This is a genomic window from Acuticoccus mangrovi (genome assembly GCF_016411865.1).
GTDB lineage: Bacteria > Pseudomonadota > Alphaproteobacteria > Rhizobiales > Amorphaceae > Acuticoccus > Acuticoccus mangrovi.
This window is the reverse complement of sequence record NZ_JAEKJA010000017.1, coordinates 1-21,104: the sequence shown is the minus strand read 5'-3', so window position 1 is coordinate 21,104 and position 21,104 is coordinate 1. Positions and strand designations below refer to the sequence as shown.

Below are 21,104 nucleotides of genomic sequence, written 5' to 3'. Positions count from 1 at the left end.
GTCTCCAACTCTTCAGAATTGCGCGAGATGGTCGCGAAGCGTCGTACCCGTGTACGCGCTTCGAACGGCGTTCCTGCGTTGCAGCTCAGGAATCACCTTGTCGACGAATGTGCTGACTTTTCGAGGGGATAGCCCGCCGCGGATGGCGAACCCGTCGCCGCCGACTTCGGTCATCAGCTCGATCATCCGGCTCGCGACGGTCTCGGGACTGCCCTGCACCCCCGTCGTCTCTTTCATCGCTTCCTGCAGGGCGACTTCGCGCAGCGGCGGCCGGCGCGTTTTGTCGTCGCCATAATATTGCTGGTACATCGACAGCGATCGGCCGGTGGTGCTCTGCCGCGTCTGCCCGGGAACATCGCCCTCCAGCGGCTTGTCCAGGTCGGCGCCCGACAGATCGACTCCGATCCGCTGCGAGAACCGCGCCAGTCCTATCTCGCTGGAGATCTCCGGCGAGCTCGCAAGGAGCCGCCTCTCCTGCTCGGCATCCTCGTCGGTCAGACCGACGATCGGCTTCGTCGTGAAGAAGACCTTGCAGTCGTCCTCGTTGCGGCCGAACTTTCGGACGCGCGCCTTTATGTCGTCGTAGAACGCCTTCATGCTCTGCACCGTGTTCTGGTGCGTGAGCACGATGCTGGCGTTGGCCGCCGCGAAGTCCTTGCCGCGGTCGGAGCTGCCGGCCTGCATGATGACGGGACCGGCCGGCACCCCGGGGACGGCCACGTGGTCGGCGGCCTCGAAGTCGCGCCAGATGTTGCGGCACTCCGTCAGATAGGCCTCGGCGAAGTCATAGCTCGCGTCATGGCCCCGGATCGCGAGGTCGAAGTTGTCCTTCGCCCGCTCGGTCACGCCGGTCACGATGTTGAGGCCCGTGCGGCCCTGGGACAGCTGCTTCAGCGTGTGCATGGCGCGGCTGAGCACCTGCGGAGGCCACAGGCTCGTGTTCAGCGTCGCGACGACGCCGATCTTGCTCGTCGCCGCCATGATGGCGCCGGCCAGCGGCATCGGGTCGAACATCAGACCGTCGAGCCCGTATTTCACGTAGACGTCCGTCGAATTGCCCAACTTGGACGCGATCGCCAGCTGATCACCGATCACGACGACATCGAACAGCCCCCGTTCCTCCAGGGTCCGAACCATGTCGACGATCGTCGACGGGTCGCTCCAGGACATCGGACCCCAGCTCGGGTCGGTTCAGTCCTGCGTCCCGTACCAGGTAAACCAGGCGAGGTGAAAAGGTTTCATCGGGCTGCTCCGGGGCGAACATCTTGCGGTGCGGTGATGTCGTCGATGTCTGATCGCGCATCGCCCCCCGGCGATCGGACAAAATTGGCTTTCACCGTCGTCGTCTCCTGTAGAATCGTGAGGATCGCCGCCGCGACGCGATCGGCGCCGGCGAGCAGAGGGGAGAACACGCCCGGCGTCGCGCCGATCGCCGATCCCGGCTGAACGTCGCCCGCCGGAATGCCGATCGCGTAGACGCGGTCGTCGGCGACATCATGCGCATCGACCAGCGAGAACCGGTCGCCGGTGACGTTCAGGGAGTCGAGAAGCACCCTTTCCCCCGACGCCTGCGTCACGCCGAACAGGCTGGCGCGGCCACGGTCGAGGAGCGATCGGAGGAGCGGGTCGGCCGTATGCGATATCCGTCCGCGCGGCACCCAGGCTTCGACGAGCGTCTTCGCGCGGATGGGCTCGCCCGTGACCCGTGGCGACCACGCGACGAACGCGTGGTCGCGATGGTCGAACCGGGAGGCGGCGCCGACGAACTGCAGCAGGCCCGCCTGGCGCAGACCCCACATCAATTCCATCCGCTCCGGCGGCGGACCCGATGCGATGTAGGCGCTGTTGCGATTGAGCGCGCGCTTCGCCGGACTGATGTAGGCGGAGCCGTCGAAGGCCCCCGCCCTGTTCAGCTTGTTCATCTGAGTTCGGACGAACTGCATGGCGCGGTTGACCGCGTCGATCGGGCTCGTGGTGGGATCGGCCACCGACGACAGGTCGTCGCGCAGATAGCCGTCCACATAGGCGTCCCAGTCGGCCCGCGAGAGGGTTGCCGGCGGTGTCGGGCTCGCGAGCTCCGAGAGGCGCAGCCGATGGCGCGGCTCGGCGACGGCGAGGGCCATCAGCGCATCCACATCCTCCGCGGTCTTCAGGCGGAGGAGCGCGGGTTCCCAGGCACCTGCTTCGGCGACCACGTCCGGTCGGGCCATGCACAGCGCGTCGAGATATGCCCAGACCAGCTCCCGCACGGCCAGCGGCTCCACCGCCTGCTCGAAGTTGACCGGCGCGGCGGTGATCAGCCCGCGCACGACCTCGTCGCCCAGGAAGCGCGGGACATAGCGGGTCGGCACACCGTCCGGGTAGCGGGCCTTTCCCCGAAACGGAAGACCGCGACCGGAGCCCGCAATCAGGATCGGTTCCGCCCCGCTGGGCTCGTAGACGGCGTCGAGTCCGACACCCGTGAGCCTTCCGCCGCGACCCAGCGTCAACGCGGCCAAGATGTCGAAAAAGCAGGCGCCCAGGCCGCGGACGAGGGCCGGCTCGCCAGCCTCCACGCGGTTCCAGTCCTGCACGGCCGGCATGCCCGGCGGGACATAGATGAGCCCGTCGGCCGCCGCTGCGGCGATGAAGCGATCCGTGTCGCCCCCGGGTGAGGTCGCGATCATGCCCTGAGCCAGCACGACCGCGCTGGCGGTGACGGTTCCACCATCGGCGAGGGTGATGCGCCGCAGGGAGCCGTCCCGCTCCAGGTCGGTCGCCTGGCCGCGCACCTCGACGACGTCCAGCGATGGCCGGCTGGCGATGCGCGCGAACTGCTCGTGGTAGTAGACGCCGTGCAGCCGTCGGCTGGCGAACGTCCACGCATGGACGTCGTCGCATTCGGCCGCCACCCAGCCTTCATGACCGTCCGGCTGCCGAGATACGTGCTGCGCCCATTCCAGAAATGTGGGGCCGCCGACCAGCGGACCATCGATTTCAGTGGAACCGTCCGGGTAGATCGTCGTCTGATCGGCGCGGGTGTTCGCCAGGAAGATCGGGGTCTGGTCCGTGGTCCAGGTCGATCCAGCGCCCACCTCGACCGCATCGATGACCGCCACGCGCAGCTTGGATCCTCCCACCCATCGGGCCGAGAGTCGCTCGACGGTCGCGATCCCGCGAGGTCCGCCGCCGATGACCGCGACGTCTACGAGCAAGTCCTGTCCGCCTTGCTCAATCATCCGCGATCATTTCGTCGTTATGTCCAGACATGCGCACATTTGTGACACAACTGGCGCTCAGAGAATACACCCGCTTCGGGGCCGCGTCGCGCATCCCATCAGCAACAATGCCGATGAGGTTTCCTATGCGAGTATCGTCATCATCGGTCCAAGGCGGTGAAGCCACAGAATTGAATGGTCCATCGGGAGGAAACACAACCGTCGCTGCAGCGCCAGAATCCATCGTTCGCCTCCTGAAGAGGATGGTTGGAACGACTTTGATCGGCGCGCCGCAGCGAATGCTTGTCACTATTGCGCGTCCAATACCCGAACAATCGTCGTTAGCATTGGAGGCACTGTGAGATCTTGTCGCTTAGAGTCGCGCATCGCAGCCCTCGAGTGCCCGAGGCGCGAAAATCGCCCGGCTTCGATCGAAATCATATAAGCGTACATAGTCAGATGCGTCGCAAGCCAGCTGCAACACGCGGTCGAGGATGAAATCCACCTCTTCGTCCGACAGGAGGACGCTGAAGTTGAGCCTCGTGAAGCCGGGCTTCTCGATCTCGCGGCCTTCCAGGATGGCCTGACGCAGGTGGTCGGATTCCTCGTGTCCGATATCGAGAAGGCGGTGCACGTAGGGGCCGGCGCACGCACACCCGCCTCGCGCCTGGATCCCGAAGCGATCGCTCAGCATGCGGGTGACGAGCTGGTGGTGGACGAAGCCTCCCGCGCCGTCGCGGACACGGAACGAAAAGATCGGCAGCCGCGGGGCCGACAGCGAGCCAATCAGCTCCAGTCGAGGCTCGGATGACCACCTCGCCAGAGCGCGAGCGGTCAAGGTGGCGTTGCGCGCCGTCATCGCCGTCTCGCCGATCGCCTGCTTGACCAGAAAAGCGAGCGCGGCGCGGATGTCGCCGACGACGTTGGGCGTGCCGGCTTCCTCGCGCTCCTCGAGGCTGTCGCTGTAGTCGTGACCCGTGGGGGAAACGAATTTCACGGTCCCGCCGCCCGGCCATGTCGGCTTACAGCTCACGACAGCGTCGCGGCGGACGACGAGCACGCCGGTCGCGCCCGGCCCACCCACGAACTTGTGCGGCGACACCACGATGGCGTCGATCTCGGCGTCCGTCCCGGGCGTCATCGTGATCGGCAGATACGGGCCGCCGCCGGCGTAGTCCCACACCATCGTCGCACCGGCCGCCTTGACCATGCGCGTGACCGCCGCGACGTCCGTCATGATGCCGGTGACGTTGGATGCTGCCGAGAACGCGCAGACCACGCGGTCGGCCCCCTCTTCGGCGAGCGCCGCCGACAACTGCCCGAGATCTGGGCCGCCCTCGTCGGCCTCGTCGATCTCGACCACCGTGGCACCGCTTTCCCGCCAGGGCAGAATGTTGGAGTGGTGCTCGTAGGGGCCGATGATGATGCGCGTCTTCTCGGTGATGCCGAACAGCGTCACCAGCCGGTTGAGCCCTGCCGTGGCGCCGAACCCGCAAAAGATGACGGCGTGACGGCTATCGGCGCCGCAGCCGTCAGCGACAGCGGCACGCGCTTCGCGACGCAGCCTCGTGACGAAGCCGCCGCAGAAGGATGCCTCGGTGTGGCTGTTGGCGTAGTAGGGAAGCACCTTCTCCAGGACGAACCTTTCGACCTGAGCCAGCGCACGGCCGGACGCGACATAGTCGGCGTAGATCAGCGGCTTGGCACCGAACGGACCATCGACCTCGGCATCCTTGCCGATCTGTCCGGCGGCGATCGCCTTGATTGGGTCACTCGAACGAAGGTCCTGGCTGAAGCTGTCCAGCAGCCCGGTGACCTTCCCGATAGGCTTAACTCGCATGTAGGGCTCCGAAAAACCAAGTGAATCCTAGCGGAGCGCGCCCATTGAAAGCTTCACCCTGTTTGGGTAATTTTGAGTGGAAAAACTATCGGACGATCGAAGAAATGGAAAAAATCGATGCGATCGATCTGAGGATCCTCGCTTGCCTGCAGCGGGACGCATCGATGTCGCAGCGCGAATTGGCCGACGAGGTCGGCCTGTCGCAAAACGCCTGTTGGCGACGCCTGCAGCGGCTCAACCAGTCCGGGATCATGCGCGGATCGCGGATGGACATCGACCTGCAGGCGCTCGGCCTGGATCTCACGGTTTTCGTGATGGTCCGCACGCGCCACCACTCGAAGGAGTGGGCGGTCAATTTCCGCAAGCATGTGGAACGCCTGCCCGAGGTCGTCGACTTCCACCGGATCGGCGGGGATTGGGACTACCTGATCAAGGTGGTGGCCCGCAGAATGGCGGGCTACGACACGTTCTACCAGAAGCTGATAACGGACTTCGATCTCGCCGCGGTCAGCGGCTTTTTCTCTATGGAAGCCATCCTCGATAATCGACCGACCGACCTGAGACGGATGGGGTAGCGTTCGTCGTGCTGCCGCAGGTCGCCTGAGTGCGGTCGCGCCAGAAGAGAGCAACGCGTTTTGATGACCGGAGTGAACTGGTAGGACGGTCACACCCATCGGGTCGACGTCACATTGCCGATCGCTCGACGGCGTCGGAAGAAGAGTTTGCGATGAATAGCATAGAGCAAGACGCCCCAGCCGCGTCCCAAGAGATTGACCGTCGGATCGTTCGTCTGGTCGGGGGGCAGACGATCCATCACTTCAATGAAGAGGTGCGAGAACGCCGTTGGGCGCATTACCCCGGCGCCTTTTCGCAGGACGACATTTCAAGCCTCTTCTATACGGTGGATGCGCTCGAAGCGGATGTGGGCGCCGCGAGGGTTCGGCCCGAGGCGGTCGACGTCTTCACCAAGGGCCAGTTGGTCCGCCTCGGCGACCTCCAGCACAAGACGGGACGGTCCCATCTTGCCGTGCTCATCGACCAGCTGCGCCAGGGTTCGATGGTGCGCATCCGGGATCTCCAGGACGCACGCCAAGAGGTTCAGCAGACCCTGCGCCGGCTCGAGCAGCTCTTCTTGGCCGCGTGCCAGGTGAACCTCTACCTCGCGCCGGCGGGCGGTGCGGGCTTCCCCGCCCATTTCGACATCAGCGACGCCTTCATCGTCCAGTGCGCCGGTGCCAAGGATTGGACGATCTATGACGACTATGTCGACCAGACCGACCTTCCGAGTGCGGACACGCCCTGGGAGCCGGAGCGCTACACGCCGCTCGGGTCTGGCAAGAGCATGGTGTTGCGCGCCGGGGATGTTCTCTACCTTCCGCGCGGCGTCATGCACGCCGCGCGATGCACCGACGAGCACTCGCTCCATCTGACGATCAGCATGGAGAGCCTCACCTATGCCGACGTGTTGCTGTCGGAGATCCGGCGCCTCGCTCACGATGTTCCGGAGCTGCGACGCCGGGTCCCCTGGTCGTGGGACGGTCGGGACGACGGGCTGACCGGAACGCTGCGCGCCCAGATGCACATGCTCGCCGACCGCGTCGAGGCCGGTCCCTCGCTGCAGACGGCGCGGCGAAGGCTCGTGCAGAGCGAAGACGTCGCGCCCGGGACGCTCGGCCGCGCTCTGACCGAGCCGCGCTGAAGACACACGTCTCAGCCGATCGGTCAGTCCAACGCGAAATCACCGGCCCGCATGATGGGCCGGCGGCCACCGCCTTTCAGAATGCCGTCCACGTCCATGGCGTCATGGCCGATCATGCAATCGATATGCAGGGCGCTCGTGTTGGCGCCCGCCGCGTCCGGGTCCCGCCCGGCTTCGATGCACGCCGAATAGGACTGGCCGAAAGCGACGTGACTCGCCGCGTTCTCGTCGAGGAGCGTGTTGTAGAAGAGCACGTCCTTGCGTGCGACCGGCGAGCTGCACGGCACCAAACCGACCTCGGCGAGCCGCCTCGCGCCCGCATCGCCGGAGATTAGGCCCTCGAGCATCTCCCGCCCTTCCCGCGCCTCGATGCGCTCCGCGGCGCCGCCACGGAAGGTCACCACAAGTCCGTCGATGACGGTCCCGCCCAAGGCGAGCGGACGTGAGGCTGCCAGCCTTCCTTCGACCCGGTCGCGATGGGGGCAAGTGAACACCTCCTCGGTCGGGAAGTTGCAGACCGGAAGGGCACCATTCGCGGCGTATGATCGGCCGCCGACCCACTGATGCCCGTCCGCCAGCCCGACCATGAGATCCGTGCCGCCGCCGACGAAATGAAGCGCGCCGAGATCGAGCGCCTGAAGCGTGCGGCATCGCGCCTCCAGCACGTCCAGATGGTCGCGCCAGGCAGCGAGGGGATCGGAGGAGGTCAGGCGCACGACCTCGAACACGTCGTCCCAGAGCGTGGCGGTCGCCTCGGCGATCGGCAGCGCCGGATAGACCATCCGCGCCCAGCTCCGGGTCACGAAGGGAACGGCACACCAGTTCACGCGCAAATCCGCCGTGTACGCCCCCTCGGCAGCCGAGGCGGCGGCGATGGCGGCATGCATGCGGCCGATCCGCTCGGGTGCGACGCCCGTCAGCAGATCAGGATAGGGCCCGTAGACGAAAAGCCGCGCCGCGCCGTCGGCATAGGCCGCGGCGACACCGTCGGACAACCAGCCGGCGGCGCGATCCAGCGCCTCGTCCGTGCCGTGATCGAAGCGCGCGCGGATCAGGGCGGGGTCCTCGTAAAGGCACGTCACCAGCGAAGCGCCGGCACGATAGGCGGCCGCAGCAACGTGGCCCACGAAAGGCTGCGCTTCGATGGGAGCCGACACGATCAGCTCCTGCCCCACACGCAGATCGAGCCCGACGGTCACGCACAGGGTGGCGAGGCGCGCCTGTCGGCCGTCGAGGGTCACACCCTTCCCCGAATCTGCCGGACGGCCGCCGGCGACAGCATATGATGATGCTCGGCGTCGACTTCGACGACCCGCAGCGTGCCGCACAGCGGACGCCACGTCTCTGGATCGGCGAAGGATCGGTCCAGACCGGGCGTGACCCGGGTCGCCTCGAACAGGGTCACGTCGCCGTCGAACCGCTCGAAGCGCGCCTCCCACAGCAGGCGGGCGTTGTTGGTGACGACACGGGCCATCGCCTCCAGCTGCTGCAGGGAGAAGCTGCCGAACACGTGCCCCTGCGCCTTGGCGAGGCTCAGGAGGTGCGCCGCGTCACGCGGCGCGACGTCCGTCCTGAGATCGGCGCCATGCGCGATCTCGCTCCAAACCTCCTCAGCCTCCGCGGGCGATGTGTCGGGAGCGGGCGGGAACGCGTCGAACAGCAACAGGCCGTCGACTTCGTCTCCCTCGGCGCGCAGGCGCGTGGCGATCGCATGCGCGACGCTGCCGCCGAAGGACCAGCCGGCCAATCGGTAGGGACCGGCCGGTTGGATCGACCGGATCGCCGCCAGGCTGATGTCGACCACGTCCGCGAAGGATTCGGCCAACGGAGCGCCCGGGAGAAAGCCGCGCGCCTGGATGCCGTAAAGCGGCTGATCGGGATCGAGCACGGCCAAGAGATTCGTGTACGGCCAGCAGAGGCCCGTCCCCGGGTGCAGGCAGAAGAGCGGCGGGCGTGCGCCTTCGGGCCGAATGGGCAGGACCACGTCGAACGCAGCGCCGCGCTCGGCCACGACGCCGATCCGCTTGGCCATCTCACCGATCACCGGATAGCTGAAGACGGTCTCGACGGGCAGGTCGCGATCGAGCCTGGCGCCGACCTGCACAGCGAGCTGTGCGGCGAGCAGCGAATGGCCGCCGAGGTCGAAGAAATTGTCGGTCGGAGCCACCCGCTCCACCCCGAGGACGTCCGCGACGATGGCGCAGAGCGCCTGCTCCTCCGGCGCCCCCGCGTCCACATCGGAGCGGACGTCGTCATCGCGTCCGTAGGGCAAGGCGGCCAGGTCGAGCTTGCCGTTGGCCGTCAGCGGAATGTCGGCCACGATGCGCCACTGACCGGGGATCATGTAATACGGCAGCGTTTGAGCGAGCTCTCGCCGCACCACGTCGATATCCGGCGCGAGCGGGCCCGACGGCACCAGCCAGGCCATGAGCTGGGTCCGCTCGGCGTCGCCGACGACGCGCACCACAGCCTGGGCGATATCGGGGCGGACACACAGAGCGGCCTCGATTTCACCGAGCTCGATGCGGAATCCGCGCACCTTCACCTGGCCGTCCAGGCGGCCGTGGAACATCAGCTGGCCACCACTGTCCCAAGCGGCGCGATCGCCGGTCCGATAGATGCGCTGACCATCCTCGAATGGGCTGGCGACGAAGCGCGCGGCCGTGAGCGCCGAGCGAGAATGATAGCCCTGAGCCAAACCCGTTCCGGCAATGTAGAGATCGCCGATCACCCCGGTCGGGCATGGCCGAAGCCGCTCATCCAGAACATAGGCGCGAACGTTCGCGATCGGCGCCCCGATGGGCGGCGTACGCGTCCCGTCCAGCGCCGGGCTCATGGTGGCGAACACCGTCGTCTCGGTCGGGCCGTAGCCGTTGTGGACGGCGCAATGGCGTGACCACGCTGCCGCCGTCGCCGGCGGGCAGATCTCGCCGCCGAGGATGAGCCTTCGAACGGCAAGTCCCCGGCCGTCGCCGTTGAAGGGGAGCAGGCGGCGAAACGCGCTCGGCGTCTGATTGAGCATCGTCACCTGCTCATCGGCGAGCAGCGCGAGGAACTCTCGCGGCGCCCGCGCGACCGCCTGCGGCACGACTACGAGCCGACCGCCACGCAGCAGCGGACCCCAGATCTCCCAGACCGAAAAGTCGAAGGCGTAGGAATGGAACCAGGTCCACACGTCGGTCTCGCCGAAGCCGAACCGATCGGCAGCGGCCATCAGGTGCATCAGGTTCGCGTGGCTGTTGACGACCGCCTTCGGCTGGCCGGTGCTGCCGGAGGTGTAGATCAGATAGGCGGGATGCAGCGGCACGAGCGGCGCACGGCGATCCGATGCACCCGGCGCCCGCGACGGGCGCTGCGCGAGGTCTGACCGGGTCTCGGCGGCATCGATGGCGAGGGCGACGTCGCGCCACCGGGGTGCGAGCGTCTCCGCGAGCTCGCTCGTGGTGACGATCACCGCCGGTTGCGTCTGGTCGAAGCTGTAGTCCCGCCGAAAGACCGGCAGTTCGGCGTCGATCGGAAGATAGGCGCCGCCCGCTTTGAGAATGGCGAGGATCGTCACGATCGTCACGGCCCCGCGGTGCAGCTGGACGGCAACCACGTCGCCGGGACCCACACCCTCGGCGATCAGCCGCCAGGCCAGGCGGTTGGCTTGCTCGTCGAGCGTGCGGTAGCTCAGCGTCGTCCCCCGGTCGGTCACCGCGCCACGATCGGGCGTGCGGGCGGCCTGGGCCTCGAACACGTCGACGACGGTGCCGGCGGCGATGGGCGCAGCGGTCTCGTTGTTCGTCCGTATCAGCCTGGTTCGCTCGCCGGGCAGGTACACATCGAGTTCCGCCACATCGGCGCGCCGATTGGCCAGCATCCATCTGAGCACCTGCTCCAGCCGAGCCAGCAACGCCGGCCCGTCGATAGACGCGAGCTCGGCGCTCAGATGGAGCTGAAAGGCGAGCGCAGATTCGGGCTGAACGATCAGGCTCAGAGGATAGTGCGTACCGCTGCTGCCAGACACCGACGCGAGCGGCAGCCCTCCGTCGTGACTGTGCTCACCCTCACTCGGAAAATTCTCGAATGTGAACAGCGTGTCGAACAGCGTCCCTCCCGTGAGCCGGCTGATCTCCGAAAGCGGAAGGTGCAGATAGGGGATCATCGCGCCTTGTTCGCGCTGCTGCCGGCGCAGGAAATCGACCACGGACTCGTCACGGTGCAGTCTCACGCGAACCGGCGTGGTGTTGATGAGCATGCCGACGATGCGCTCGATGTCGGCAACCGCCGCGTGCCGACCGGCACTGACGACGCCGAGGCAGAAGTCATCCTGTCCCGACAGCCGCGAAAGCAGCAGCATCCAGGCGCCCTGCACCAAGGTGGCGAGGGTAATGCCCTCGTCGGCCGCCAGCGCCTCGAGCTGGGCCGTCATCGCGCAGGACAGGCTGAACCTGCTCTCCGACGCCTCGCCGGGCGTATCGCCCTTGCCGCCGATCAGCGGTGTCGCCTCCAAGCCGTCGAGATAGACCCGCCAGGCGTTTCGCGCTTCCTCGCCATCCTGCGCGCCAAGCCAGCGCAGGTAGGATTTGAACTGGGCCGGATGAGGCAGCATGGCCCCGTCGCCGTCGCGGCGATAGAGCGCGTCAAGCTTCTGCAGCAAGAGCGCCCCCGACCAGCCATCGACGACCATGTGGTGCATCGTCAGTAGGAGCTGACGGCCCACGCCGTTCGCGTCGATCATCGACGCACGGATGAGCGATCCGCCGACGAGGTCGAAACCCCGCGCACGGTCCTCGGCCGCAATCCGGTCCACTCCGTCCGACGCGCCGTCGTCCAGAACGATCGTTCGCAGCGGCAGAGACGCTTGGGCGGGAACGAGCTGCACGGGCCGGCCGTGCCGGTCGTGGGCGAGCCGCACGTTGAGACTGGGATGCCGCTTGACCAGCGAGTTCAGCGCTCGCTGCAACCGGCCCGGATCGAGCGGTCCGTCAAGCTCCAGACGGAGCTGGACGAGATAGGGATCCTGCCCGCTCGCCCGCTGCGAGTGGAACAGCAGGCCGGCCTGCATCGGGGTGAGGGGCCACACGTCGTCCAGCTCGGGAACGATCGCGGCGAACGCGTCGATCTGAGCCTGATCGTAGGATACGAGGTCGAAGTCGCTCGGCGAGGGCCCGCCGGCGCCCGGCGTCGCGGCGTGCCGCACGAGGGCTTCGAGGGCGGCGTTCCAGCTGTCGGCAAGGTCGTCCATCGCCGCCTCGCCGAGCAGCCCGGGCGCATATTGCCATACGGCGTCGAGCCGCGGTCCGTCGGGCGTTTCGTGCACGGCGCAGTTGAGGCTGATCACATGATCGAGCGGCCTGTCGCGTTCCGCCCCACCAAAGACCGCGGCGTATTCGGCGGCTGGTGCGAACGGTTCGTTCCGCGGCCGGCCGAAGCGGCCCAGATAGTTGAAGGCGATCTGAGGATCCCGCCCGCCGCTCAGCGCCGCCCGTCCTTCGTCATCGAGATACCGCAGCAAGCCGTAGCCGACGCCGGCGTGAGGCAGTGCGCGCAGCTGCTCCTTGATCCGCTTGAACGCCCGTCCGACGTCGCCTCCCCCCGCCATGACGTCGTCGAGATCGACGTCGCCGGCGTCGAGATGCACCGGGAACAGGCTGGTGAACCAGCCGACGGTGCGGGTCAGATCCGCCACCGAGTTCAGCGGCTCGCGGCCGTGGCCTTCGAGGTCGAGCGTCAGCGCCGGTCGGCCGCCCTTGCCGGCCCGCTCGCACCAGACCGCGACCGCCAGCACCAAGGCCGTCAGCAGCACATCGTTGATGCGCGCCCGGAATGCGGCCGGAACGCGGGTGAGCAGGTCACCGGTGACCGCGCTCGGCAGCGAGCGATTGACGTAGCCGGCATCCCCCAGCCGATCCCGCCGAGGATCGGGCTGGCCGGACGTGAATGTCAGCCCCGCGCGGCTCGTCGCGGCCTGCCAGTAGGCCAGCTCACTGCGATGGTTGGAGGCCTCCGCCGCCTGTGCCTGCGACCACTGGCGGAAGCTCGTCGTCTTCGTGCCGAGGTCGATCGGTCCTCCCTCGAGCGCTTGCGCGTAGGCGCGGGCGAGATCGTCGGCCAGGATGCGCCAGGACGCTCCGTCGATCGCGAAATGATGGACGACGAGCAGCAGATGCCCCGGCTGCGAGGGCCCCGCTTCGGCCCATATCGCTTCCACGATCGATCCGGATGCCGGGTCGAGCCGAGCGACGGCATCCGCGTAGGCCGCCTTCAACGCGGCATCGCGCTCGGCGGCCGTGTTGTCGGCCGTCGTCAGCCGGTGCAGCGACACGGGCCGGGCGGCGTTCGGCGGCGGGATGAACAGCGCTCCGGCGTCATCGACCCTCAGGCGGAGCGCATCATGGTGGGCGACAATCGCCGCCAAGGCGCGCTCCAGGGCGGCGAGGCCCGCACCCGCGGGCGTCAACAACACACTCGCCTGATGGAAGCTGCGCCAACGATCGCTGCGGCCGGTCGCATGGAGGATGATCGGCGTCGCGGCGACATCGCCTTCCGCGACGTCCTGCCACTCCGACTCCTCCGGTCCGACATGAGCCACGGACGCGAGATCCCGCAGCACCGGGTGCAGGAAGACATCGCGCGGCGACAGGTTAAGCCCCTGTTCCCGAGCGAGGCTGACGAGCCGGATCGAGCTGATGCTGTCGCCGCCGAGGTGAAAGAAATTGCCGTCGAGATCGACCTCATCGAGCGACAGGAGGTCGGCGACGATCGCACACAGAATGCGCTCACGCGCATTGCGAGGCGCGAGCGCCGGTGCGAGCCGGCTTCTCCGCCGGGCGAGGCCGCGCAAGGTTTGCCTGTCGAGCTTGCCCGACACGGTCATCGGCAAGGCGTCGACCAGGACGATGTCCTGCGGGATGAACGGCGCCGCGAGCTTCGCTTCGAGCGCCTCACGGATGCGCTGCACCACGCGCTGGCGAAGCATCCCGTCCAGCGGCGTTCCGGTGGGCGCACGGGCGTCCACGCTGGCGGCGCTCCCCGGCATTTGCACGGGTCGGTCGTCGCCCGCCCGGAACAAGACATCGAGATCGCCCCCCGGATGCCCGGCCGCAAGACTGACGTCGACCCGGTAGCCGAGCGTGGCGCCCAGGCGCCTCAGGTCTTCCGGCTCGACGCCCGGCGAGAGCAACGCCATCTCGCCGTCCATCAGACAGGTGACGTCGCAGTGCGCGGCGATCGTCCGGGCGTTGGGCACGGCGCGCAACGCGAGTGCCGGCGGTCGCCCGGCCAATGCCTCTTCGATGGCGGCCATATCGGTTGCGCCGCCATCCCGCCACGCGAAAGCCGCGGCGTCGATGGCGTTGCCGCCGGTGCGGATCAGCACGTCGTATCGGAACTGGTTCAGCTCGCCGGGAACGTCGCCGAGCTTCGGCAGGATCTCGACCTGCGCGATCTGCGAAAACCGTGCGCGCAGCGCCATGAAGAAGGCGGGGTCGAGCAACAGCTCTCGCTCCTGCTCGGCCTTGCGCCACAGGCGCTCGCGCAGCTCCGCGGCGTCGGTATCGGCGCGGCCGCGCCGCCGCTCGACGGACAGGTTGAAGGCGTCCTGCAGCCCCTTGTGGCGGATGTCGCCGAAGAAGATCGTCCCTCCGGGCTCGAGCGAGGTCTCGATCAACTGGGCAAGGATCTCGATCAGGTCGACCTCATCGGCGAAATACTGCGCGACAGACGGCAGGACGATCGTGTCGAAACGGCCGAGCGCCAGCCGCGCGATGTCGTGCGCGGCCGCGCAGTGGAACGCCGCGCGCGCCAGCCCCGGCGTGCGATCCGTCAGCGCAACGTCGCCTTGCAGGGATCGCAGATGCGCGATGCGCCGCTTGGAGATGTCGACGCCGACATAGGTCTCGACCACACCGAGCAGCGGGAAGGTGATCAGTCCCGCCCCACAGCCGATCTCCAGCAGCCTGCGCGGCGCGAGGCCGCCGATGCGGGCCACGGCGCCGTCGACATAGTCGCGCATCTCCGCGACCGACAGCGGCTCGCCCGTATAGGCGCTGTTCCACCCCCGCGTGTCGAAGGTCGGATCGGCGACATCGCCCGACACGACGCCGTCGTCCTCGATCTCACGCCACGCCTCGACATGATCCCGTGCGCTCGCCCGGCGCAGGGCCTGCATCGCCTCGCCCCGATGCGCGGGCGCCACATAGGCGGTCAGAGCCAGTCGGCCGTCGGCGTTGGGCGCGGCATCGACGGCAACCTGCTCGACCAGCGGCATCGCCGCGATGGCTGCCGCCACCTCGCCGGGTTCGACGCGCACGCCGCGGATCTTGACCTGGTCGTCGACGCGGCCGTGAAAATCGAGCTCGCCGTCGGCGCGCCACGCCGCCCGGTCGCCGGTGCGGTACATCCGAGCGCCCGGCACGCGGGAGAAGGGATCCGCCACGAACCGCAGCGCCGTGAGCGCCGGGTCGGCGACATAGCCCTCGGCGAGCGTCTCGCCGCCGATATAGAGCTCCCCCACCGTTCCGGGTTGGCAGGGGCGCAGGGCGCTGTCGAGCACGTAGACCCGCACGCCGGCGATGGCGCGGCCGATCGGAACGCCCCCATCGCGCGTCAGGGGCGTACTCATCGTCGCGCAAACGGTGGCTTCTGTCGGGCCGTAGGCGTTGAACAGACGAACCCGCGCGGCCCAAGCAGCGGCAAGCTCGGTCGGGCACGCTTCGCCGGCGACGATGACCGCCCGCAGCGTCCGCCCCGCCTCGATGGGCAAGGTCTGCAGCGCGGTCGGCGTCAAGGTGGCATGGGTAATCGCAGCGCTGTCCAATAGGTGGGCCAGATCGGTGCCGGCTCGCTCGTCGGCGTCCGCGATCACCAGCGTCGCGCCGCGCGTCAAGGTCATCGCCAGCTCCGAGATCGATGCGTCGAAGGCGCAGGACGCGAGCTGGACCACGCGGTCGCCCGGTCCGATCTGGAGCCGGTCCGCCTGGGACTTGGCCAAGCCGGGCAGACCGCGATGCGGCACCAGCACACCCTTCGGCCGCCCGGTGCTGCCGGAAGTGTGGATGAGATAGGCCGGATGATCGCCCCGCAGCGGCACCGTGCGGTCCTCGTTTCGCGGCGCGACCTCCGACTCCTCCGCGATCTGCGTCGAGACGATCGCGTCGTCCAATACGAGACGCGCGAGATCGGCCGGCAGCCGCGCGGCGAGGTCGCCGGTGGTCAGCGCGAGCTTGGGCGTCGCATCGGCCAGCAACTGCGCGAGGCGCTCTGGCGGATGATCGGGATCGAGCGGCATGAAGGCCGCCCCGGTCTTCATCACCGCCAGGACGGCCCGCACCATCAGCGCGGATCGCACGAACTGGGTCGCCACGACATCGCCCGGTCCGACGCCCAGCCCGATCAGCTGCCAGGCCAGGCGGTTGGCCTCGACGTCGAGCGTGGCATAGTCGACGCTCTGGCCTCGATCGACGATCGCCGTCAGGTCGGGCGTCGCGGCCGCCTGAGCCTCGAACAGTGAGGCCAGGGAGACCGTCGGAAGCGCCGTCGGCTGCGGTAGCCCGTCCAGCAGCCGGGCGCGTTCGGTGGCCGACAGCACGTCGAGCCGCGCGACTGGCTGCAGCGGATCGCGGGTGACCTGCTCGAGCAGCCGCACGAAGGCATCGGCATAGCGCCGGACGTCGCCTGCCTGCAGGAGGTCGGCGTTGTAGTGGAACCGCAGGCCCAGCGCCGAGCCCGGCAGGGCGGCGACGCTCAACGGATAGTGGTTGCTGTTGTGGCCCTCGACGGCCGTCAGCGGCAGATCGTCCGGCGACCGGGCGGGCGGCGGCGGCTCGACGGGATAATTCTCGTAGGTGAAGAGCGTATCGAACAGCGTCTCGACATTGAGATGCCTGTGGATCTCGATCAGCGAGAGATGCTGATGCGGCATGAGGCGCGCCGCATCCTGCTGGAGCGTCTGGAAGAGATCGAGGCCGGTGCGTGCTCCCCGCAGCGACAGACGCACGGGCGTCGTCGTGATGACGGCGCCCAGCATGTCCTCGATGCCGGCGACCGGCGCTTGCCGTCCCGAGCTGACCACGCCGAAACAGACGTCGGTGCGGTTGAGCGTCAGGCCGAGGGTCAGACCCCAGACGCCTTGCAGCACGCTCGCGACCGTAAGGCCGTGCTCTCGCGCCATCTCCGTCAATCGCGCGGACAGGGTCCGGCTCAAGAGCCGTTCCTGCATCGCCTGATGGGCCGAGGCCGCCCGGCTCGCGTCGGGCGCCACCAATGTCGGCTCCGCCAGACCGTCGAGGTAGGTCCCCCACGCCTCGCGCGCAGCGCCACGATCCTGGCCGGCGTGCCAGGCCAGATAGGCGCGGAAATCCGCCGGGGGCGGGAGGGCGCCCGCCGCGCCGTCGGCCCGATAGAGCGCGACGAGATCGCGGAAGAAGATCGTCGTCGCCCAGCCATCGCCGAGCAGGTGATGCTGACTGAGCAGGAGCTGGCTCCGGTCCGGCGCCAGCCTCACCAAGGTGGCGCGCATCAGCGGCGCCACGTCGAGCGCGATGCGCTGGGCGCGGTCGGCGCGGACCAAAGCCTCGACCTCGGCAGCTTGCGGCTCCGCCGGCAGGTCGGTCAGATCCACCTCGCGCCACGCCAAGGCGCAGTCGCGCGCGACGAGCTGCACCGGGCGCTTCTCGCCATCCTCGTGGAACGACACGCGCAGGCTGCGATGGCGTCTCAGCAGCGCCTCGAAGCTGCGATGCAGCCGCTCGGGGTCGAGAGTGCCCTCGAAGGTCAGGAGGAGCTGGACGAGATAGGGATCCTCGCCGTCCGTGCCGGCCTCGCCATAGGCGGCGTGGAACCAGATGCCTTGCTGCAAGGGCGTCAGCGGCCAAGCGTCTTCGATGTCGGGATGGGTTCGCCGCAGGCCCGCCAGGACCTCGTCCGGATAGAAGGCGGCCTCGACGACCTCGGAGTCGTCCGGCTGTGCGGAGCGCTCCGCGATCTCGCGGATCAGCGGATGCAGGAAGACGTCGCGGGCGGCAAGGCCGAAGCCGGCGCTGCGCGCGGCGTTGACGAGGCGGATCGCGGTGATGCTGTCGCCGCCGAGATGGAAGAAATTGTCGTCCGGGCCGACACGCTCCAACCCGAGCAGCCTCGCCACCTGATCGCAGAACCAGATCTCGGCCGGCGTCTGGGGCGCGGCGTCGCCGGCCGGCGCGATCGGCCGCAGGGCGGTGAGCGCCCTGCGGTCGAGCTTGCCGTTTCCGGTGAGCGGCAGCGCGTCGAGCCGGATCAGTGCCGTGGGCGTCATATAGTCCGGCAGCCGGTCCTCCAGCCACGCGCGGAGCTCGGCGTCGGTGCAGGCGCCGGCCACATAGTAGCCGACGAGCTGACGTCGACTGCCGTCGGCGACGAGCAGAGCCGCCGCGGCCTCGACAGCGGGATGGCGCCGCATCTGCGCCTCGATCTCGCCGAGCTCGATGCGGAAGCCCCGCAGCTTGACCTGGTTGTCTTGGCGGCCGAGGAACTCGATCTCCCCGTCCGGCCGATACCGGCCCAGATCGCCCGTGTCGTAGAGCCGCTCGCCGGTGGCGGGATGACGAACGAAACGGGCGGCGGTCTCTTCCGGATTGCGCCAATAACCCTCGGCGAGGCCGGCTCCGGCGATGAACAATCGGCCGGGCGTATGGATCGGACAGGGGGACAGGTCGGGCTTGAGCACGTGAAAGCGCTGGTTGGCTAAGGGCCGACCGTAGGGAATGGATATCCAGTCCGGCGCGATCCGTTCGATCGGATGAAGGATCGACCAGATCGCCGCCTCCGTCGCGCCGCCGAGGCTGACGAGCCGGCAGTCCGCGGCAAGCACGGACCGCAGCCGGGGCGGCAAGGCGAGCGGAATCCAGTCGCCGCTCAGTAGCACCACCCGCAGGCTGGCGAGCTGGGCCTGCAGCGCGGGGCTCGCCGCCAGCATGAGCTCGACCACCATCGGCACGGAGTTCCACAGGGTGACGCCGTGCTCCCGCACCAGCTCGGCCCAGGCCGCCGGATTCTGCGCACCCTCGACCGGCGGAATGACGATCGCTCCGCCGGCCCCGAGAACACCGAAGATGTCGAAGATCGAGAGGTCGAACTCGAAGGAGGAGACCCAGAGCACCCGATCGCGCTCGTCGATCTCGAAGCGCCGGCCGAGATCGGTGAGGGTGTTGACGGCGGCGCGATGGGTGATCGCGACTCCCTTGGGCGCGCCGGTGCTGCCCGAGGTGTAGATCACGTAGGCCAAGGCCTCCGGCGACGCGGCGTCCGCCGCCAACGGCGGTGGAGGCGCGACCGGGTCGGTCTCCGGCGCGTCGAACAGCGTCACCATCGTCTGCCAGGCTCGGCCGCGCTCGATGCGCGCCTGGGTGATCGCCACCCGGACACCCGCCTGATCGATGATACCGGCGATCCGCTTGTCGGGCTGGCCGGCGCTGATCGGCAGAAAGGCCCGCCCGGCCAGCAGCACGGCGAGCGCCGCCACGACCTGTTCCGCCCCCTTCTCCATGACGATCGCCACCAGTGCATCGTCCAACTGCAGCGCGGCACGTAAGTCGTGCGCCAGCGCCGAGGCCCGCGCCAGCAGAGAGCCGTGACTGACGGTTCCGGCGGCCGTGATCAGCGCCGGCGCCGCGCCGGAGCGCGCAGCTGCCCGCAACATCCCCGCATGCAGCAGGTCCGCGCTCGCCTCGGCCTCGGTCGCGTTGGTCTCGGTCGCGTTGGCGTCGGCGAACAGGGCCCGGTGCGCCGCCGGCGTCAGCATCGCGCCCTGAACGTCCCACGCCTCGGCCTCGGCCAGGCATTCGAGACGCTGGACATAAGCGGCGAACATGTCGTCGAGCAGGCCGGGCGGGAACAGCGCCTCGGGCGCGTCCCAGTCGATCCCGAGACCGACCCCCTCCGGGCCGCCCTCCTCGTAGACCTTGCTGTCGAGCCAGGTCTGCGGCGTCTGGGTGATGGCGTTGGCGACCGAGATCCCGTCCGGCAGCGTCACGTCCGCCTCGCCGATGACGCTGGTGAACACCACCGGCAACAGGCCGGCCTCGGGGTCGCCGGCCGCCTGGGCCTTGAGCCGCTGCACCTCCACGCCGCCGAAGGCGAGGTGGTCGAGGTCCATCGCCAGCCGTCGACTTTGCACGCGCGCCCGCTCGCGGAACGATCCCCGCCGGGCGGCGCGGATTTCGAGCGGCAGCAACGTGGTGAAGACGCCCAGCACGCCGTCGAACCCATGCGGACGGTTGCCGACGGTCAGGTTCAGGGTGAAGTCGTCCTCGCTCGCCCAGGTCGCCACGACCTCCGCATAGGCGGTCAGGAGGAGGTTCGTCGGCGTCAGTCCGGCTTCGGCCGCGTGGCGCTTCAGCCTCCCCCAGACGGCCGGGCTCAGGCGCGCCGCGCGGCGACCGAAGCGGGAATCCTCGAGCTGCGAGGGCGCGACCGCGAGCGGCAGCGCCGGCGCCGGCGGCAGGGCGTGCACCCGGCTGCGCCAGTAGGCTTCGGCGCGGGCGTGAGCCTCCTGGTTCCCGGCGGCGGCGATGACATGATCACGGAACGTCAGCGCCGGCGCGGGCGCGAGGGGCTGGTCGGCATGGACCGCCAACACCTCCGCCAGCAGCAGGTTGATGCTTTCGCCATCCAGAATGAGCGCATCGAAGCTCATGTGGATGTGCCAATCGTCGTCGGCGACCCGTGTCACCCGCACCTCGAAGAGCGGCGCCCGGTCGAGCGGCAGCAGCTGGTGAGACATCTGCCGCCGGATCTCGGCCACGCCCGCCGCGGACTGGGCGGGCGGCAGAAGGCGGAGGTCCACCGTCTCGATCGCGAACGGAACCTCGCCCTCGAGCACGCGCTGGGCGCCATCCGTGTCGATTACTTCCCGTAATATGGGGTGACGGTCGATCGCCTGCCGCCATCCGCTGGCGAACCGCGCGGGGTCGAACCGGGTTGCGCGCAGTTCGACATAGGCGTGACAGGCCACCTCGCCGAGGGCGACGAGCTGCTGGCGACCCAGCCAGTAGGCTTGCTGCACGGGAGTGAGCGCGAACGGTTGGAGCAGATTGTCGGGGTCCGGGCTTGCGGTCACCGGGCCGCTCGCCGGCGTCGCCCTCGCGACGGCGTCGGCGAGGTCCTGGAGGACGGGCTGCTCGAACACGGTGCGGACGGAGACGTCGCGGCCGAGGCGCTCGCGCAGCTGGGCGACGAGACGCACCGCGAGCAGCGAGTGGCCGCCGAGCTGGAAGAAGTCGTCGCCCATGCCGACCCGGGGCGCCCCCAAGAGGGCGGCGACGATCGCGCAGAGCGCCGCCTCGTCCGGCGTCGCCGGGGCGATGTGGTCGGCGACGGCCACCGTCGGCTCGGGGAGCGCGGCGCG

At 68.7% G+C, this 21,104-nt stretch carries 8 protein-coding genes; 2 read left to right on the top strand and 6 right to left on the bottom strand.

Annotated elements, in window-relative coordinates:
* Positions 1-12: 12 nt before the first annotated feature.
* The 4 genes from JCR33_RS17465 to JCR33_RS17450 form a co-directional block, all read right to left on the bottom strand.
* Positions 13-1,170 (bottom strand): LLM class flavin-dependent oxidoreductase, encoded by a 1,158-nt coding sequence (locus JCR33_RS17465; RefSeq protein ID WP_198883407.1) that lies wholly within the window; start codon positions 1,168-1,170, stop codon positions 13-15.
* A 68-nt stretch (positions 1,171-1,238) separates the two neighbouring features.
* On the bottom strand, positions 1,239-3,218 hold the full coding sequence (locus JCR33_RS17460; RefSeq protein ID WP_198883406.1) for an FAD/NAD(P)-binding protein: 1,980 nt from the start codon (positions 3,216-3,218) through the stop codon (positions 1,239-1,241).
* Positions 3,211-3,441 carry a hypothetical protein gene (locus tag JCR33_RS17455; protein WP_198883405.1) on the bottom strand — a complete coding sequence of 77 codons (231 nt, stop codon included), beginning with the start codon at positions 3,439-3,441 and terminating at the stop codon, positions 3,211-3,213. The genes JCR33_RS17460 and JCR33_RS17455 overlap by 8 nt, the downstream gene beginning before the upstream one ends.
* A gap of 129 nt (positions 3,442-3,570) precedes the next feature.
* A complete protein-coding gene (locus JCR33_RS17450) occupies positions 3,571-5,037 on the bottom strand; it encodes an aminotransferase class V-fold PLP-dependent enzyme (protein ID WP_198883404.1) in 1,467 nt (488 codons plus the stop codon).
* 104 nt (positions 5,038-5,141) lie between these two features.
* Here JCR33_RS17450 and JCR33_RS17445 point away from each other — a divergent pair, with 104 nt between their 5' ends.
* Together JCR33_RS17445 and JCR33_RS17440 are read left to right on the top strand one after the other, a co-directional pair.
* Complete coding sequence (locus JCR33_RS17445; protein ID WP_198883466.1) at positions 5,142-5,612, top strand: Lrp/AsnC family transcriptional regulator; 471 nt, start codon at positions 5,142-5,144, stop codon at positions 5,610-5,612.
* Between the two features lie 29 nt (positions 5,613-5,641).
* Positions 5,642-6,736, top strand: coding sequence for a JmjC domain-containing protein (locus JCR33_RS17440; RefSeq protein WP_198883403.1), 1,095 nt, complete (start codon positions 5,642-5,644; stop codon positions 6,734-6,736).
* Between the two features lie 23 nt (positions 6,737-6,759).
* Here JCR33_RS17440 and JCR33_RS17435 read toward each other — a convergent pair whose 3' ends face one another.
* Together JCR33_RS17435 and JCR33_RS17430 are read right to left on the bottom strand one after the other, a co-directional pair.
* The gene (locus tag JCR33_RS17435; RefSeq protein ID WP_198883402.1) at positions 6,760-7,977 is read right to left on the bottom strand and encodes an aminopeptidase; all 1,218 of its coding nucleotides are present in this window, start codon (positions 7,975-7,977) and stop codon (positions 6,760-6,762) included.
* A complete protein-coding gene (locus tag JCR33_RS17430; protein WP_198883401.1) occupies positions 7,974-21,080 on the bottom strand; it encodes a non-ribosomal peptide synthetase in 13,107 nt (4,368 codons plus the stop codon). The genes JCR33_RS17435 and JCR33_RS17430 overlap by 4 nt, the downstream gene beginning before the upstream one ends.
* Between the last annotated feature and the right edge of the window lie 24 nt (positions 21,081-21,104).

Bases quoted from the DNA above. Each gene is read 5' to 3' on its own strand.
- JCR33_RS17445 (WP_198883466.1), top strand. From the start codon at position 5,142: ATGGAAAAAATCGATGCGATCGATCTGAGGATCCTCGCTTGCCTGCAG.
- JCR33_RS17460 (WP_198883406.1), bottom strand. From the start codon at position 3,218: ATGATTGAGCAAGGCGGACAGGACTTGCTCGTAGACGTCGCGGTCATC.
- JCR33_RS17455 (WP_198883405.1), bottom strand. From the start codon at position 3,441: ATGGATTCTGGCGCTGCAGCGACGGTTGTGTTTCCTCCCGATGGACCA.
- JCR33_RS17450 (WP_198883404.1), bottom strand. From the start codon at position 5,037: ATGCGAGTTAAGCCTATCGGGAAGGTCACCGGGCTGCTGGACAGCTTC.
- JCR33_RS17465 (WP_198883407.1), bottom strand. From the start codon at position 1,170: ATGTCCTGGAGCGACCCGTCGACGATCGTCGACATGGTTCGGACCCTG.